A 15,599-nucleotide genomic window follows, 5' to 3' on the forward strand; every position below is an offset into this window, starting at 1 on the left:
GGGCTGGGCCTGGCGCATCGGCTCCAGCCACGCGCACGGCGGCTACCAGAACCCCCTGGCGGCCTATGCACTGAGCTCGTATGCCGACCTGAAGCCGAAATCGGCGACAGGACAGGCGGATTGGGCCAAGTCCCTCGACCGACAGCTGGAGTTCTACCGCTGGCTGCAGTCCGACGAGGGTGCCATCGCGGGTGGTGCGACCAACAGCTGGGCGGGCCGTTACGCGACCCCGCCGGCCGGCAAGTCGACCTTCTACGGCATGTACTACGACGAGCAGCCCGTCTACCACGACCCGCCGTCCAACCAGTGGTTCGGCTTCCAGGCGTGGTCGATGGAGCGAGTGGCGGAGTACTACCAGCAGACGGGGAACGCGCAGGCCAAGGCGGTCCTCGACAAATGGGTCAAGTGGGCGCTGTCCAAGACCACGATCAACCCGGACGGCACCTACCAGATCCCCTCCACCCTGCAGTGGTCGGGCCAGCCCGACACCTGGAACGCCTCCAGCCCCGGCTCCAACAGCGGGCTGCACGTCACCGTCGCCGATTACACCAACGACGTCGGGGTGGCCGCCGCGTACGCCAAGACCCTGAGCTACTACGCCGCCAAGTCTGGCGACACCGCGGCGAAGACGACAGCCAAGGCGCTTCTGGACGGCATGTGGACCAACTACCAGGACAGCCTGGGCATCGCGGCGCCGGAGAACCGGGCGGACTACAACCGCTTCGATGACACGGTGTACATCCCCAGCGGCTGGACCGGGACCATGCCCAACGGTGATGCCATCAACTCCTCGTCCACCTTCGAGTCCATCAGGTCCTTCTACAAGAACGACCCGGCCTGGTCGAAGATCGAGGCCTATCTGAAGGGCGGCGCGGTGCCGTCATTCACATACCACCGGTTCTGGGCCCAGGCGGACATCGCCCTGGCCATGGGCTCGTACGCGGAACTCCTCGAGTAGCCCCCCGCTGAGACCGCGTGCGCGACCCCGTCACCCGGCGACGGGGTCACCAGCCGGGCGGCCCCCGCCCCCTTGGGGGCCGCCCGGTACCAGGATTCACAAGCTGTCAAGACCCGTTCCACCCTCATCACCAGCCGCTTCGGGATTCACCCCAAGACTCCCTGACCGCCCTTCTTGTCAGGAACATGATCCTCTTCTACAGTCCCAGCGAGATCGCTTTTTGGGAGCGCTCCCAATCCCTTGCAGAAGCCCTCGCCCCCCACATCCCTCGCGGAGGAGCCGCATGCAACCCTCACGTCACCAAGTCCGCAGGACGCGCGCCGTCTGCGGTGCGCTGCTGACCACGCTCGCCGCCCTGACCGCGCTGCTCACCGGCGCTTCGGCTTCCCAGGCCGACACCACGATCTGTGAGGCGTTCGGCACCACCACGATCCAGGGCCGCTACGTCGTGCAGAACAACCGCTGGGGCACCAGCGCCACCCAGTGCATCTCCGTCACAGACTCGGGCTTCAGGGTCACCCAGGCCGACGGCTCGGTGCCGACGAACGGCGCTCCGAAGTCGTACCCGTCCATCTACAACGGTTGCCACTACACCAACTGCTCGCCCGGCACCAACCTTCCGGCACGGGTCAGCTCCATCTCGAGCGCGCCCACGGGAATCTCCTACAGCTACGTGACCGGTGCGGCCTACGATGCCGCCTACGACATCTGGCTGGACCCGACGCCGCGCACCGACGGCGTAAACCGCACCGAGATCATGATCTGGTTCAACCGTGTGGGGTCCGTGCAGCCGGTGGGCTCGGCCGTTGGTTCCGCCACAGTGGCAGGACGTCAGTGGCAGGTGTGGTCCGGTAACAACGGCTCCAACGACGTGCTCTCCTTCGTCGCGCCGTCGGCGATCGACAGCTGGAACTTCGACGTGATGGACTTCGTCCGGCAGGCCGTCTCGCGCGGACTCGCGCAGGACAGCTGGTACCTGACGAGCATTCAGGCAGGCTTCGAACCGTGGCAGCACGGCGCGGGCCTGGCCGTGAACTCGTTCTCCTCCACGGTGAACCTCGGTGGCAGCACCCCTGGCGACCCCGGCACCCCCAGCGGTCCCGCCGCGTGCAAGGTGACCTATGGCACGAGTGTCTGGCAGGACGGCTTCACAGCCGACGTCGCCGTGACCAACACGGGTTCCTCCCCGGTCGATGGCTGGAAGGTCGCCTTCACGCTGCCCTCCGGACAGCGGATCACCAACGCCTGGAATGCCACCGTCTCCCCGTCGACAGGGTCCGTGACGGCCACCAACGTCGCACACAACGCATCCATCGCACCGGGCGGACAGGTCTCCTTCGGGTTCCAGGGCACCTACAGCGGCAACTTCGCCAAGCCGGCCACCTTTAGCCTCAACGGAACGTCCTGCACCACCGCGTAAGCCGCGGAAGGCTTCTTCCGCCCGGGGCCCGCCCGACCGGCACATGCCGATCCGGCGGGCCCCTTTCCGCCCCTCCCAGATCTCCGCGCCGAATCCGGCGCAGAACGCAGAGCAGACCCTCCGCAACGACCAGCCCCCAAACCCTCTGACCACGGCGCGAGTTGCACGCAGATGGCGTGTGCCCGGTTCCTTCGGCCCGTAAGATCGGCTATCTCTTGTTGGAGGTGGTCATGGGCACGCGACGCCCCGGCACGCCGACGCTGGAAGAGGTGGCCGCGCACGCCGGGGTGGGGCGGGGCACGGTCTCCCGCGTCATCAACAACGCGGCGGGCGTGAAGGACTCGACGCGCCAAGCCGTGCAGCGGGCCATCGAGGAACTGGGGTACGTCCCCAATCTCGCGGCCCGATCCCTGGCCGGCCAGCGAAGCAACGCCGTCGCCCTCGTGTTGACCGAGCCAGACTGGAGGGTGTTCTCGGAACCCTTCTTCTCCGAGATCGTCCGCTCCCTCGGAGACGCGCTCGCGGACATCGGGATGCAGTTGATGCTGACTCTGGTCCGCTCGGATGCCGACCGGAAGCGCTTCCTCGAGTACGCACGCGGCAGCCGGGTCGACGGAGTCCTGCTGCTGTCCGTGCATGCCGGAGACCGGCTGCCGGACATGCTCGCCGAGGCGCGGTTGCCGACCGTGATGCTGGGGCGCCGCTCAAGTGACGAGTACGTCAGTTATGTGGACGCGGACAACGTGGGGGGCGCTCGCAGTGCCGTCTCCCACCTCGTGTCACGAGGCTGCAGGGTGATCGCCACCATCACCGGGCCACTGGACATGGACGCCGCCCAGGGCCGACTGCGCGGCTATCAGGACGCCCTGGCACTGGCCGGCCTGGACAACGAGAAGTCCCTCGTCGCCGAGGGCGATTTCACGCAGGACAGCGGGCGCCGCGCCATGACCGAACTACTCGAACGGCACCCGGAGATCGACGGCGTCCTCGCCGCGTCGGACACCACGGCCGCGGGGGCTCTACAGGCGTTGCGCGCGGCAGGACGACGCGTGCCGCAGGACGTCGCCGTGATCGGCTTCGACGACTTCCCGCTGGCTCAGCGCACGAGGCCACGGCTCACGACAGTGCGTCAACCGCTGGAGGAGATGGGCCGGGCCATGATCCGACTGCTCCTGGAGGACATGGAGGAGCCGTCCGTGGCCTACCGCCATGTCATTCTCCGTACGGCCCTGGTCGTCCGCGAGTCGGCCTGAGGAGCACTCGCTGCTCAGCACCGGACTTGACCGTGCGGGTTGCGACAGAGCTCCCGGCCTTCAACTCTGCCCGTACGCCTGACGGGTGCTCACACAGGCTACGGAAAGTCGTCGGCAACCTTTTCGCCGTGGGCGGGCACTGACCAGTGCACCATCGGCTCACCCCTGAACGGACAGGTAATGACGACAACGAGGCAGGTCGCGCGGCAACGCAGGCGCAGACGCAGACTCATGCTGGGCGCCACGGTGGCGCTGGCCGCCACAGGCGTTCTCGCCTACGTGATCATGGCGTTGCTCCCCCGCCACCAGGACGACGCAGGGCCCGCCTCGGCAAAAACCCTCGTCACCAACCAGCCAGAAGCCGACGGCACTGCCGGGACAGCGTCACCGATCGCGACGCCCAGCCCGTCGGCGAGCCCGAGTGCGAGCAGCTCCGCCACACCGAAGACCACGGCGCACCCCAAGGCGGCGAAGCCATCGCCCAAAAGCACCCAGCAGTCCACCCGCGGGTCCACCACGCCGCCGTCGGCAGGACGGATCCGGCCCGACACCTCCTATCAGGGCGTCGCCACCGCCTACAAGGCCGGTGTCGGTGACGGCGCCTGTCTGCTCGGTCCCAGCCCGGACCTCATGATCGCGGCGATGAACACCGCCGACTACGAAACCTCCAGGGCCTGCGGCGCGTACGTGCTCGTCCGCGCGGCCAACGGCAAGTCGATCACGGTGCGGATCACCAACGAATGCCCTCTGCCCTGCGCACCCGGGCAGATCGACCTCAGCGAACAGGCCTTCGCCAAGCTCGCCGACCTCAAGGTCGGCCGGCTTCCCATCACCTGGAGCCTGGTGAGCCCCGGATCGGTCGGCACGATGTCCATCAGATACAAGACCGGGTCCAGCGCCTACTGGTGCGGCATCCAGGTCATCGGTCACCGCAACCCGGTCGCGCGGTTGGAGGTCAGCACCGGGGGCGGCTGGCGACAGCTGCCCCGCACCAGCTTCAACTACTTCATCTCCGCCGACGGCACCGGCTGCGGCAAGGCGATCAGAGTCACCGACATCTACGGGGAACAGCTGACCGTCAGCGGACTCGCGGTGCTGCCGAACGTCGTACAGCCGACGCGCGTCCAGTTCTCCCGGCACTGACCTGAGCAGTTCGGAGCCGCAGCGGCGGTCGAAGACCTGCCATTCGTCGCGGAGTTCGGCCAGACGCAGTCGTTGGGGCGGTAGCGGCACTTGCCGGTATCGCCCCAACGAACGGGTGGACTCTGCAGGCGGCGTGTACGTCGCCTTGTTCTGCCCCTGATGTGGAGACCTCAGCTCGCCGAGATCTCAGACGACCATCCACTGCTGGTTGGTGTCACTGGCGACGCAGGTCGACTGGTCCAGGGCAGCGCCGTTGGTGGTCGACGCTCCGGCGACCTCAAGGCACTGGCCACTGTTGACGTTGGAAATGGTGACGTAGCCGCCGACCGCATGCCGGGTCAGAGGGCGAACAGCAGGGCGGCCGCCACCAGCACCAGAACAGCGGTGGCAAGGTGGATGCCGAAGGCGGTCGCCCGGGAGCCGCCGTTGCGCAGCACGATCAAGGTGTCGCCCAGAGGCAGCAGCGCGACGACGAGCATGTACCAGGCTTCGGCGCGGGGTCCGACGAACGCGAGCAGGGCGAGGCCGAGCAGGCCGTAACTGCCATCACGCAGGCCCTTGATCCGCAGGTAGGCGGTTGGGGTGCCTGGTGCGGACACGACTCCGTATCCGCTCGCTGCGGCATGTGGGGAGTAGAGGAACCGTGCACCGACAAACAGGACGAGCAGATCGAGAAGGACCGCGAGGGTGTATGGGGTGATCGTCATGGGGTGTCACCGGTCCTGGAGCGATCCGTGGGGCACGGGGGTCGCGCCCGCAGCGGGTGTCTGCAGCTGGGCCGGCAGGCGCTTGCCGATCGTGATGAACAGCAGGACCAGACCCGCGGTCAGCAGGATGTGGCCGAGGCCGGCGATGCCTGAGATGGCGGCGCCGCTGTCGTGCCCGAGGACGGTCAGGGTGCCGTGCAGTGTCATCATGCCGACGGTGATGACCAGGCCTGCGTTGTAGATCCAGAAGAACCAGCCGAACAGCGCATTGGAGGTCAGGGAGAACAGCTTCTCCAGGGCAAGCACGACCAGGAAGAACAGCATGCCCAGGGCGAGGACATGGGTGTGCACGACACCCAGCTGGGTCTGCCCGGTGAAATGCTCGGCCTTGGTGAGTTCCCGGTAGTACAGGCCGCTGACCACACCGAGGATCATGTAGAGATGGGCGGCGTTGAGTAGTTTCTTCATGCGCGGTTGCTCTCTTCGGATTCTGTGTTCCACGGCTGACGGAGCGGAGCCGAGGGCGAGAGCGCCGACAGCCCAGGGGCCAACGACCCTGCTGCGCACGAACGATCGGCCCGGCTCCGCTCTGCTCTGCTCTGCTACGGCAAATAGAGGCGTCCGAGGCGATCACGACACCATCGAGATGGGGAGCACGGGTGTCGTGGGTGTCCATGATCACAGCAGCGAAGACATACAGGAGACATACATATGCCTCCCCGCCTAAGGGCCAAGGGGCTTGCTCTCAGGTGACTCTGTTGATGTGACGGGAACTGCGGGCTGCCTCTGTCGATCTTGCCGTTCAGATGCTAGGTCGGCACCGCGTGTGGCGATATGCATCGCGTGCAAACCTCACTGGCAACGCGTGCAAGGACTGTTCGAAGTTGCGTCCTGGGAGGTGCTGTACGGGTCCCGCCTGACCTGGGCCCCGTCGAGTGCCGTCCGGCTCACGCGCCCCGGGGAGATGTGCGGCTTGTCCAGCAGGTCATTCCCTTCGACCAGACTCCATTGCCTCGGTGCGGTAGGCATGCGGAGTGGTCCCGTAGCTGGCACGGAATGTCCGATTGAACGTCGCCGCACTGGTGAAACCCCACCGAGCGGCGATGACGTGAACGGCAAGATGGCGCAGCTGCGGGCGGGCCAGGTCGGCCCGGCAGCGCTCCAGCCGACGTCTGCGGATCGCCGCCGCCACGCCCTCGCCCCCGCCCTCCCCATGAAGGGCGTCGTGGCGCTGGAACAGCGTGTACAGGGTGCGCAGCGAGATGTGGTGGTGGTCGGCGATCGCACGGGGCGACAGGCCCGGGTCGCCCAGCCTCTGCTCGATGAAGGTGTCGATCCGGCGCCACATGGCCTGCGCCCGGGCGTCGGCCGGCGCGTGCACTTCCGCGCCCAGGTGCTGGCCCAGGCACGAAACGGCCAGCTCCACTGCCATGTTGGCGAGCACACCCAGATCCAGGGGTCTGCAGTCCGGGCCGTTTTCGGCCAGGGAGACCAGGAACTGGGCCAGGATCGCCCCCATGCCCGTGCCACTGGTCATGCGTCGGGCGAGCAGCCGGTCGATCTGCTGCGACGGGAGCGGCATCCGCGCTTTGGGTATCTGCAGGACGAGGGCGTTCACTGTGCTGCCGTCGAGGCCCGAACCGGACTTGTACGGGCGGGAGGTGTCCCACAGCACCATGTCCCCGGCGTGCAGCTGCGCCTCACCCTCGCCCTGCGTGTACCAGGCGGTTCCCGCGGTCACCAGCCCCAGCTGGTACTGCTCCGGATCCCCACGGCGGATCAGCGCCGGCGTGCGCCATGAACGCAGCGGTGAGAACGAGAACCTCGACATCTGGGCCGCACCGAGGTCCAGGAAGGCGCCCTCCGCTTGGAATCCGGCAGCGTCCTGCGGTGTGAACGCCGACGGCATCAACGCGCTGGACACCGTCTGCGCAAACCAGTCGAACCGGTCCGTCACCGGCACGTGTGCCGAATCCGCCCCATGCCACATCGTCAAGCCTCCAGCTTGCTTCTTCCACCCGGCTCGGCCTTCTCGCTCGACCAACGCAACGATCACTCGCGGCGCAATATGCCGAGCGGCTCGACCCGGCCGGAGAAGTAGCGCGCCTCACCTGTACGGGCTGGTCCGTAGCCGCATGCTTGGCCGACGCTCTGACGTCGCCGATCAGGTCACGTTTCTTGCAGCCCGCCCTGGCCGGCGGGTCACCGGCTTCCCGGGGATGCGGTCGGCCACACCAGGCCGGTGCGCGTTGCCGTAGGTGTGGCGAGGTCTGCTGGCGCATCGGCACTGTCCGTCGGCGCACTGGAACACCAGCGGGAAACGCCGCTAAACAGTCCCGCCGACTCGTCTCCCAGTCGGCTCAGGGCGCCAGACAGGGCAAAACACCCCGTCCGACCGATCCGCGCCGGTTCTCCCCGTGCATCTCGCACGCGGCCTGGCCGCCAGGCGGCGTGGCACACTGGCGGCTCAGGGAGCGGTGAACGGGGGGGGGATCCGGTTGGGTCTGGAGATCGAGAGCAGACCGTCGGAGCTGCCGTACATCGAGCGGGTCTGGCGCAGCCGCAGCGACGAAGTGGGCCGGATGACGTCGATCGCGGCATCGCACTGGGAGCTCGTCTTCTGGGAGCACGACGGTCAGACCCAGGCGGCCGTCATGGGCCCGGAACCCACGGCATGTCCGGCCCCGGTCCCCAAGGACGCCACGTTCTTCGGTATCAGCTTTGCGCTGGGTACCTCGATGCCGCACATGCCGATCAGCCGACTCGTGGGCGGGAGCGCGGAGATACCCGATGTGACGCGGCGCTCCGTCTGGCTGAAGGGCTCTGCCTGGCACCCGCCCGATTACGACAACGCGGAGGCGTTCGTACGGCGGATGGTGCGTGAGGGCATCGTGGACTGCGACCCGATCGTGCCCGCCGTCCTCGACGGTGCTACTCCCGAAGTCTCCGAGCGCACCCTCCAGCGCCGCTTTGTCGCGGCGACGGGCCTCACCCGGGGTGCCATCCGGCAGATACAACGCGCCCGGGAGGCGGCGGTACTGATCCAGGAGGGTACGTCGGCTCAGGACGTCGTGCACCGGCTGGGCTACTTCGACCAGCCGCATCTGGCGCGGTCCTTGACCCGGTACATCGGCCGGACCGCCACTGGCCTGAGCCGTCCGGACGGGACCGAGCCTCTGTCGCTTCTGTACAAGCCCTCGACCTCGATGCCCGCATAGGTTTCCTGACGTAACCGGGCAGCCGGCCCGGAACTCATCACGGAGGAATCATGCGCAAGGTCGTTTCGAGCCCGTTCATCTCGCTCGACGGTGTCGTCCAGTCGCCGAACGAGTGGCAGTTCGCCTTCGACGAGGAAATGGGCGCGGCGCTGGGGAAGGCGCTGGAGACGGCGGACACGATCCTGATGGGCCGGGTCACCTTCACCGAGTGGGCCGGGTACTGGCCGACGGTGACCAGCGGCGAGGACGCCGGGTTCGCCCAGTGGATCAACGATTCACCCAAGTACGTCGTCTCCTCCACGCTGGACAGCGTCGAGGACTGGGCCAACAGCACCCTCATCGACGGCGATCTGACGGCCGCGATCGAGAAGCTCAAGGCGGGCAAGGGCAAGGACATCACCGTCGCGGGCAGCCCGACGCTGGTGCGTTCGCTGCTGGAACTGGATCTGCTGGACGAACTGGTGCTGCTGATCCACCCGGTGGTGGCCGGAGAGGGCCGAAAGAAGCTGTTCGTCGACGACACCGCTCTGAAGAAGCTGGAGCTGGTGAGCGCCGAGCCCACCAGCAGCGGCGTGATCATCGCGACCTACCGCCCGCTGCGCTGAGCGCTGGTCCGCCGCGGCAGGCAGACAGGCTGCTACGTCCACGGGCGGCGTCGCAGGACGATAGGACGAGTGGGCGAGCTGCCCGTACTCTTCGGCGCACATCTGTCGCGCGGGTCTGCCCTTGCGAGGTGGCAGGACCTTCCAGGAGTCGGCGGTCATGACGAAGACGCCGGCCTCGGTACCACTGCAGCGGGCCGGGCGGGAGCGCGTGAGGGGGGGCGAGGGCACCTTCTCAGCCGATGAAGCGGCTGTGCACCATGCTGGGCATCGCCCGCTTCAGTTGATCGTGGCGGAGTACCGGATCACCGGGCTGTCGCCCGTCGTGATCGCTGAACTCAGTGCCTCGATAAGGCCGTTGCGGCATGAAGGGCGTCAGGAACCTCCGCGCTTGACCTGTCTGGATGCCGGGTCGTGGGTGCCAGGCCCGTACCATGTCGGACCTGGCCACGATCCGTCAGTTCTGCAGGCGCCAATGCTGGTTGGCGCCGCCCGAGCAAGTCCACAGCTGGATTTTTGTCCCGTTCGCGGTCCCCTGGCCGTTGGCGTCCAGGCAGAGCCCCGACTGCGCTGCTGTGATGGTGCCGTCGGCGTTGATGTTCCATTGCTGGTCCGGCTGTCCGGTGCAGTCCCAGATCGCCGCCGGGGTGCCGTTGCCCGCGCCCTGGCCCACGCCCAGGCACTTGTTGCCGTAGACGACCAGTTGCTTTCCGGTGGTGTGGGTCCACCGCTGGTTGGAGCCGCCGTTGCAGTCCCACAGCTGTGCCTGCGTGCCGTTGGCCGTGGTCGAGTTGTTGATGTCGAGGCAGCGTCCCGACTGCTGGCCGACGATCTCCTGGTTGACGGTGGGCTGCGGTGTCGGCGGTGTGCTCGAGTCGAACTGGGTGAAGAACTGCCACACGGCCGCCGACGTCCAGGTGCGCCAGCCGTCACCGGTGGAACCGTCGATGGGACCGGGGTCGTGGCCCGCTCCGTCGAACGCGGCCCAGACGACGGGGTATCCGGACCTGCATCCGGAGTAGGCGGTGATGATGTGCGTCAGGCTTCCGTAAGCCGGCTCGGGCGGGTTCTGGCGGGTGCAGCCGTTGTTGCGGACGAAGGTGTCGCGCAGTTCCCGTCCCGATGAGATGGGCAGCACGTTGTCCCTGATGCCGTGCAGACCCATGTAGGCGATGGGCTGAGTGCCGCCGTTGCAGCCGCTGAGGTTCGCGCCGGAGTAGACCGCGACCGCACGGAAGACCGTCGCCCGGGAGCAGGCGAGGGCGTACGACATCGCGCCCCCGTAGCTGAAGCCGGCAGCGAACAACTGGGTGGTGTCCACGCACAGGCCTGATTCGATCTGGTTGACCATGGCGTCCACGAAGGCCACGTCCTGGCCGCCGGGGTTGGCCCAGCCGTTGCCGTTGCCCTGGGGGGCGACGAAGATCGTGCTGTTGTTGGCGTTGTCCGCCAGGCGCCGCAGGCCGTAGTAGGACCAGTTGTATCCGTCCGTGCCGCCCGAGTCGACGTCGTTCGCCGTGCCGCCCCGCCAGTGGAAGCCGAAGACGAGCCGGTAGGGGTGGTTGCTGTCGTAGCCGGCCGGGACCCGCAGGATGTAAGTGCGGTTCTGACCGCCGCTCTGAATCGTGTGGTTGCCGCTGGTGAGCGTCGGGGCCTTGCCGCAGCCGGCGCTCGCCGCGGCGGCGGACCTCGTGGCCGGCGCGGGTGCGCCGAGGGCGCTGCTGAACGAGGTGCCCGCGGTGGTCAGGATGAGAAGCAGTGCGGCCACGATGGACATCAAGAGCGGTTTGCGTCCCATGCTCGCCTTCTTCCGTCGTCGAGTTCTTCTGTCCTACGGGGAGCGCCCGTTCACACGGCGGTGATGGTCCACGCGTTGTTGGTGCTGGAGTTCGGCGTCCACAGCACCGTGGTGGAGCCCGCCGTGGTGCTGCCGCTGCCGTCGAGGGCGGTGCCGGTGCCCCGGTTGACGATCTGGAAGCGGTTGTCACCGAGGCTGTTGAGTGACCACTGCTGGTTGTTGCCGCCGTTCCAGGCTTCCTGGCGGGCGGGAGCGCCGTTGGCGGCGTTGCCCCAGCTGTCGGCGGCCATGCCGTTGGTTCGGTTCATGATCCGGTAGTAGCCGTTGCCGAGGTCGATCAGCTGCCACTGCAGGTTGGTGCTGCCGTCGTAGTTCCACTGCTTGAGGTTGGAGCCGGCGGCCACGTTGCCCCCGCTGTCGAGCACCAGTCCGCTGGTCACGTTGGCGATCCTGACCCAGGTCGTGGAGCCGCCCGGCGCGCCCAGGACGGGGATCTCACCGGAGAAGGTGAGCTTGACCGTGTACGCCAGCGCGCTGAAGGGCGCGTTGGAGGAGGGCATCGTCAGGTGCAGCCCGCCCGCGTCCTGGATCGGTGCGGGCAGGTCGATGTAGGTGCCCGCGGTGTTGCCGAGCAGTTGGGCCCCGGTCAGGCTGCTGAGGTTGATCCGGTTCGAGTTCAGCGTCGTGACGGTCATGGTGCCGCCCTGCCAGCCCAGGGCCGTGGCGTAGAGCACCTTGTTGTCCCGGCTGCGGGTGAAACGGACGTCCTGCGGTTTGCCGGCCACCGGTCCGCTGAAGGAGCCTCCGCCCATCTTGGTGGGGCCCTCGCCGTAACTGGTCCAGGAGCGGGTGGCGTAGACGGCCTCTCCGAAGCGGCCCAGCCAGTCGCCCATGGCGAGCAGGATGGACTGCTGTGCTGAGGGGATGGTGCCGTCGGCCATCGGGGCGATGTTGAGCAGCATGTTGCCGCCCTTGCTGACCCGGTCGATCAGCGAGTGGAGCATGGCCTGGGTCGAGTAGTAGCCGATGCCCACCGTGTAGCACCAGCTGGAGGAGGAGATGCTGTCGTCGGTGAGCCAGTAGGGGGTGAGCAGATCCGCCGGGCCGCCGCGCTCGAAGTCGAAGACCTCGCCCTTGTTGTTGAGGCCGTCCTTGTAGGTGGCGACCACGTCCTTGTTCCACGCGACGGCCTGGTTGTAGTAGTGCGCGAGGAACTGGAGCCGGTAGGACTCCTGCACCAGGTGGAGGTCGAAGTCCTGCCAGACCAGATCCGGTTGGTAGCCGTCGATGACCTCGACCAGCTTGTCGTACCAGAGTTTGTTCTCCGCGGCCGAGCCCTGCTGGCCGTAGAGGATGCGCAGCGTCGGGTCCGACTGGTTCGGCACGTGGTCGTAGAAGCCGTTGAAGTGGTAGGCGTGGTGCAGCGAGGCCATGAACTTCAGCCCCTGCCCGCGGATGGCCTGCGCGTGCAGTCCCACCAGGTCGAGCTTGGGGCCGTGCTGGACCGAGTTCCACGGGTTGGAGCGGCTGTTCCACATGGAGAAGCCGTCGTGATGCTCGGCGACCGGGCCGGCGAACCGGGCGCCCGCGGCCTTGAACAGCCGGGCCCAGGCGTCCGGGTCCCACTTGCCCCCCTGGGAGACCGGTTTGGGGGCGAACTGGACGAAGTTGCCCGCCTTGTCGCGGGCGCCGTCGATGAAGTTGTGGTACGGCCATACCGAGGGGTCGCCGTAGGTGGCTTTGTGGTGGTTGTTCTCGGCCGAGCCGCCGACGTACATGTTGCGCGGATACCACTCGTTGCCGAAGGCGGGGACGCTGAAGGCGCCCCAGTGGTAGTAGATGCCGAACTTGGCGTCCTGGAACCAGGCCGGGGCCGGGGGGTGCTGGTCCACGGAGGCCCAGCTCGCGGTGTAGCTGCCGGGGCCGTCGGTCGCGGCGGCCTCGGGGGCGAACCGCAGCAGGCCGACGGCTGCCGAAGCGCCGACCGCCGCCAGCAGTCGGCGCCGGCTGAGCGGCAGGGAGGAGGAGGTCATGTGGTGCCTTTCAGAGGGATCGGGGAGGCTCAGGAAGTCCGCCCACCGGTCACGGGATCAGTCGTGCGTCCACTTCTGGTTGCCGCCGCCGTTGCAGGTCCACAGCTGCAGCAGGGTGCCGTTGGCCGTTCCGGCCCCGGTGGCGTCCAGGCACAGGCCGGACTGGTCGCCGGTGATCGTGCCGTCGGCGTGGAGCGTCCACTTCTGGTTGCCGCCGCCGCTGCAGTCCCAGATGTCCACCTTGGTGCCGGGGCTGGTGCCCTGGCCCGCGGCGTCGAGGCAGTCGCTGCCGTAGACCCGCAGCTCACCGGCGGAGGTGGTCGTCCACTGCTGGTTGCTGCCGCCGTTGCAGTCCCACAGCGCCACCTGGGTGCCGGCCGTGTGCGACTGGTTCGGCACGTCCACGCACCGGCCGGAGCCGACCCCGACGATCGCGCCGGTCGTACCGCCGTCGTTCCCGCCGCTGCCGGGCGTGATGGACAGGTTGTCGAACTGCGCCGTCTCGCCCTGGCTGGTGCCGTAGCCGATCTGTCCCGCGGCCCAGGTACGGTCGTCCACCGAGCCGACCGTGGCACTGTCGATGACGGCGCTGATCGTGGTGCCGGAGAAGGTGAGCGCGAGGCTGTGCCACCGGTTGGTGCCGAGCGCCGCGGTCGTGCCGCGGGCCAGGGTGGAGACGGTGCCGTCGGTGTTGGAGTTCAGGATCGACCAGGCCCCGGTGTCGCTCACCCGCAGGCGGTAGGCGTTCTGCCCTCCGGTGCGGTCGTAGTCGTGCGCGCCCGCACGGCCGATCAGTTCGACGTATCCGGGCTGTTCGAGCAGCACGTCCGACGAGACCGTGTAGTTGCCCCAGCTCACGTCACCGAGCAGGGCGTGCGGATCGGTCAGCGTGTCCCAGGTGATCGGCTTCTGCGGGCTCATCTGGCGCACGCACTTTCCGCTGCGGCCGCCGCCGCAGGCCACCGCCTCGAAGGCGCCCTGCCAGTCCATGAGGTACTTCGCCTCGTTGCCGGTGGCGTAGCCGTCGAAGGAGTCGCTGTACGGCAGCTTCAACGTGCTCCGGGCGGGGCCGGTGGCGGTGCCCTTGCCCTGTCCGGTGGTGGTGGTCAGGGTGTACAGGTGGCCGGGCTGGACGGTGAGGCTGAAACCGCCGCCGGACGGGGTGATGTCCGCGGCGTGCACGAAGTGGTCGGCCGGGTCGGCGGACCTGACGTCCGTGGACCAGACGTGGATGGTGCCGGTGGACAGTCCCCCGGTGACGTTGAAGTTCAGCGTCTGCGCGCCGGCGGCGTCCATGGTCTCGATGACCGTGGAGTAGTCGGAGGTGTTCGGGGACTTCAGGGAGACGTAGCTTCCGTTGGCCCGGTTGCCGCCGATGTAGCCGCTGGAGGCGTCGAGGTAGCGCCATCCCGGGCTGGTGAACTGGCTGGTGTGCGCCATCACCCAGGTGTTCTTGCCGATCGAGTAGGAGCCGGACCACGGCTGCGCGGCCAGGGCCATGCCCATGGTGGGGTACGGCAGGTTGGGGGTGAGCGCGGCGACCACGGGCCAGTTGAGGTACGCGGTCATGCGTCCGTCGATGTACCCGCGGTTGATGCCGCGGGCCATGGCCTGCGCTCCCCCGTTGTAGTCGTCCGAGCCGTTCTCGCTCGCCCACAGCGGCTTGCCGGAGGACAGGGCGGCCGACGGCACCGTGCAGGTGGACTGGGAGGACCGGTAGCCGCAGGGATAGTGCGTGCCGATGGCGTTCACTGCGGAGGCGAACGCCGGGTTGGAGTTGACGTCGTTGGCCACGGACCAGTCCGAGTCGGCCGCGACGATCTTGACGTTGCCGTAGCCGTTGCTGGTGAGCGCGCTGCGCAGCTGCTGGTACCAGGAGACGTTGTAGCCTCGCTCGTTCCATCCGCCGAGGTAGTCGATGCTCAGCCCGTGCTGCTTGGCGCAACCCAGCCAGGAGACCAGGTAGTTGACCATGTCGGTGGACCAGAAGTTCCCGTTGCCGATCCAGCCCGGGGCGCCCCAGGCGAGCCCGTACAGCTTGGTGTTCGGGTTGCGGGCCTTGGCCTGCTCCATCAGCCACCATTCGTAGCCCCGGTCGCAGTTGAGGTCGGATCGGGTGTGCTGGTGGCTGGGTTCGGCTCCCGAGGTGGAGTTGGTGTCCCCGCCGATCTCGGCCTTGAGCATCTGCAGGGAGGCGCCGTAGCCGGGCCGGAAGAGGTAGTCGAGGACCTGGCCGCGCTGGGGTTCGGGGTAGTCGATCAGGAGTCTGCTGTTGCCGCCTCCCCCGCTGATCGCGCCGACGCCGTCGAAGGTCCGTCCGCCGGAGGTGCCGTTGAGGGTGATGGAGGTGGCGGCCCGGGCCGGGGCGGCGGCTGTGCCCACGACGCCGGCGGCGGCCAGGACGAGGCCCGCGAGTACGGCCGTCGGGACGCGCAGGCGCCGTAACAGCCGTCCGAGTGCTGACACG

13 protein-coding genes are annotated in these 15,599 nt (G+C 67.9%); 6 read left to right on the plus strand and 7 right to left on the minus strand.

The window, feature by feature from the left end; genetic code table 11:
* The 4 genes from DI272_RS00745 to DI272_RS00760 form a co-directional block, all read left to right on the plus strand.
* Window positions 1-958, plus strand: a 958-nt coding sequence (locus tag DI272_RS00745) for a glycoside hydrolase family 48 protein (protein ID WP_309221646.1), incomplete at its 5' end; no start/stop codon positions are given.
* 283 nt (window positions 959-1,241) lie between these two features.
* Window positions 1,242-2,378 (plus strand): cellulose binding domain-containing protein, encoded by a 1,137-nt coding sequence (locus DI272_RS00750; RefSeq protein ID WP_109493203.1) that lies wholly within the window; start codon window positions 1,242-1,244, stop codon window positions 2,376-2,378.
* Window positions 2,379-2,608: 230 nt separating this feature from the next.
* Window positions 2,609-3,631, plus strand: coding sequence for a LacI family DNA-binding transcriptional regulator (locus tag DI272_RS00755; protein WP_109493204.1), 1,023 nt, complete (start codon window positions 2,609-2,611; stop codon window positions 3,629-3,631).
* Window positions 3,632-3,811: 180 nt separating this feature from the next.
* Window positions 3,812-4,774 (plus strand): expansin EXLX1 family cellulose-binding protein, encoded by a 963-nt coding sequence (locus DI272_RS00760; protein ID WP_109493205.1) that lies wholly within the window; start codon window positions 3,812-3,814, stop codon window positions 4,772-4,774.
* Between the two features lie 186 nt (window positions 4,775-4,960).
* Here the strand turns inward: DI272_RS00760 and DI272_RS00765 are convergent, their stop codons facing one another.
* The 4 genes from DI272_RS00765 to DI272_RS00780 all read right to left on the minus strand — a co-directional run bounded on the left by DI272_RS00765 (window position 4,961) and on the right by DI272_RS00780 (window position 7,471).
* The gene (locus DI272_RS00765) at window positions 4,961-5,116 is read right to left on the minus strand and encodes an RICIN domain-containing protein (protein WP_109500602.1); all 156 of its coding nucleotides are present in this window, start codon (window positions 5,114-5,116) and stop codon (window positions 4,961-4,963) included.
* Window positions 5,113-5,481, minus strand: a complete 369-nt coding sequence (locus tag DI272_RS00770) for a DUF4267 domain-containing protein (RefSeq protein ID WP_109493206.1) — start codon at window positions 5,479-5,481, stop codon at window positions 5,113-5,115. Before DI272_RS00770 ends, DI272_RS00765 begins: the two co-directional genes overlap by 4 nt.
* 6 nt (window positions 5,482-5,487) lie before the next feature.
* Window positions 5,488-5,949: a DUF2871 domain-containing protein gene (locus DI272_RS00775; RefSeq protein WP_109493207.1), complete on the minus strand. Its 462-nt coding sequence runs from the start codon at window positions 5,947-5,949 to the stop codon at window positions 5,488-5,490.
* A 517-nt stretch (window positions 5,950-6,466) separates the two neighbouring features.
* Window positions 6,467-7,471, minus strand: a complete 1,005-nt coding sequence (locus tag DI272_RS00780) for a helix-turn-helix domain-containing protein (protein WP_109493208.1) — start codon at window positions 7,469-7,471, stop codon at window positions 6,467-6,469.
* Window positions 7,472-7,958: 487 nt separating this feature from the next.
* Here DI272_RS00780 and DI272_RS00785 point away from each other — a divergent pair, with 487 nt between their 5' ends.
* Both DI272_RS00785 and DI272_RS00790 read left to right on the plus strand, forming a co-directional pair.
* Complete coding sequence (locus DI272_RS00785) at window positions 7,959-8,699, plus strand: helix-turn-helix domain-containing protein (RefSeq protein WP_258314405.1); 741 nt, start codon at window positions 7,959-7,961, stop codon at window positions 8,697-8,699.
* Window positions 8,700-8,749: 50 nt separating this feature from the next.
* Complete coding sequence (locus DI272_RS00790) at window positions 8,750-9,304, plus strand: dihydrofolate reductase family protein (RefSeq protein ID WP_109493209.1); 555 nt, start codon at window positions 8,750-8,752, stop codon at window positions 9,302-9,304.
* 454 nt (window positions 9,305-9,758) lie between these two features.
* Here DI272_RS00790 and DI272_RS00795 read toward each other — a convergent pair whose 3' ends face one another.
* The 3 genes from DI272_RS00795 to DI272_RS00805 form a co-directional block, all read right to left on the minus strand.
* The gene (locus DI272_RS00795; protein WP_109500604.1) at window positions 9,759-11,078 is read right to left on the minus strand and encodes a ricin-type beta-trefoil lectin domain protein; all 1,320 of its coding nucleotides are present in this window, start codon (window positions 11,076-11,078) and stop codon (window positions 9,759-9,761) included.
* Between the two features lie 71 nt (window positions 11,079-11,149).
* The gene (locus tag DI272_RS00800; protein WP_109493210.1) at window positions 11,150-13,132 is read right to left on the minus strand and encodes an alpha-L-fucosidase; all 1,983 of its coding nucleotides are present in this window, start codon (window positions 13,130-13,132) and stop codon (window positions 11,150-11,152) included.
* 57 nt (window positions 13,133-13,189) lie between these two features.
* A complete protein-coding gene (locus DI272_RS00805) occupies window positions 13,190-15,598 on the minus strand; it encodes a ricin-type beta-trefoil lectin domain protein (protein WP_109493211.1) in 2,409 nt (802 codons plus the stop codon).
* Window position 15,599 lies beyond the last annotated feature (1 nt).

Source organism: Streptomyces sp. Act143 (genome assembly GCF_003143935.1).
Lineage (GTDB): Bacteria > Actinomycetota > Actinomycetes > Streptomycetales > Streptomycetaceae > Streptomyces.

Coding starts and splice junctions, on each gene's coding strand:
- DI272_RS00750 (WP_109493203.1), top strand. CDS start 1,242: ATGCAACCCTCACGTCACCAAGTCCGCAGGACGCGCGCCGTCTGCGGT.
- DI272_RS00795 (WP_109500604.1), bottom strand. CDS start 11,078: ATGTCCATCGTGGCCGCACTGCTTCTCATCCTGACCACCGCGGGCACC.
- DI272_RS00755 (WP_109493204.1), top strand. CDS start 2,609: ATGGGCACGCGACGCCCCGGCACGCCGACGCTGGAAGAGGTGGCCGCG.
- DI272_RS00780 (WP_109493208.1), bottom strand. CDS start 7,471: ATGTGGCATGGGGCGGATTCGGCACACGTGCCGGTGACGGACCGGTTC.
- DI272_RS00790 (WP_109493209.1), top strand. CDS start 8,750: ATGCGCAAGGTCGTTTCGAGCCCGTTCATCTCGCTCGACGGTGTCGTC.
- DI272_RS00800 (WP_109493210.1), bottom strand. CDS start 13,132: ATGACCTCCTCCTCCCTGCCGCTCAGCCGGCGCCGACTGCTGGCGGCG.
- DI272_RS00775 (WP_109493207.1), bottom strand. CDS start 5,949: ATGAAGAAACTACTCAACGCCGCCCATCTCTACATGATCCTCGGTGTG.
- DI272_RS00760 (WP_109493205.1), top strand. CDS start 3,812: ATGACGACAACGAGGCAGGTCGCGCGGCAACGCAGGCGCAGACGCAGA.
- DI272_RS00770 (WP_109493206.1), bottom strand. CDS start 5,481: ATGACGATCACCCCATACACCCTCGCGGTCCTTCTCGATCTGCTCGTC.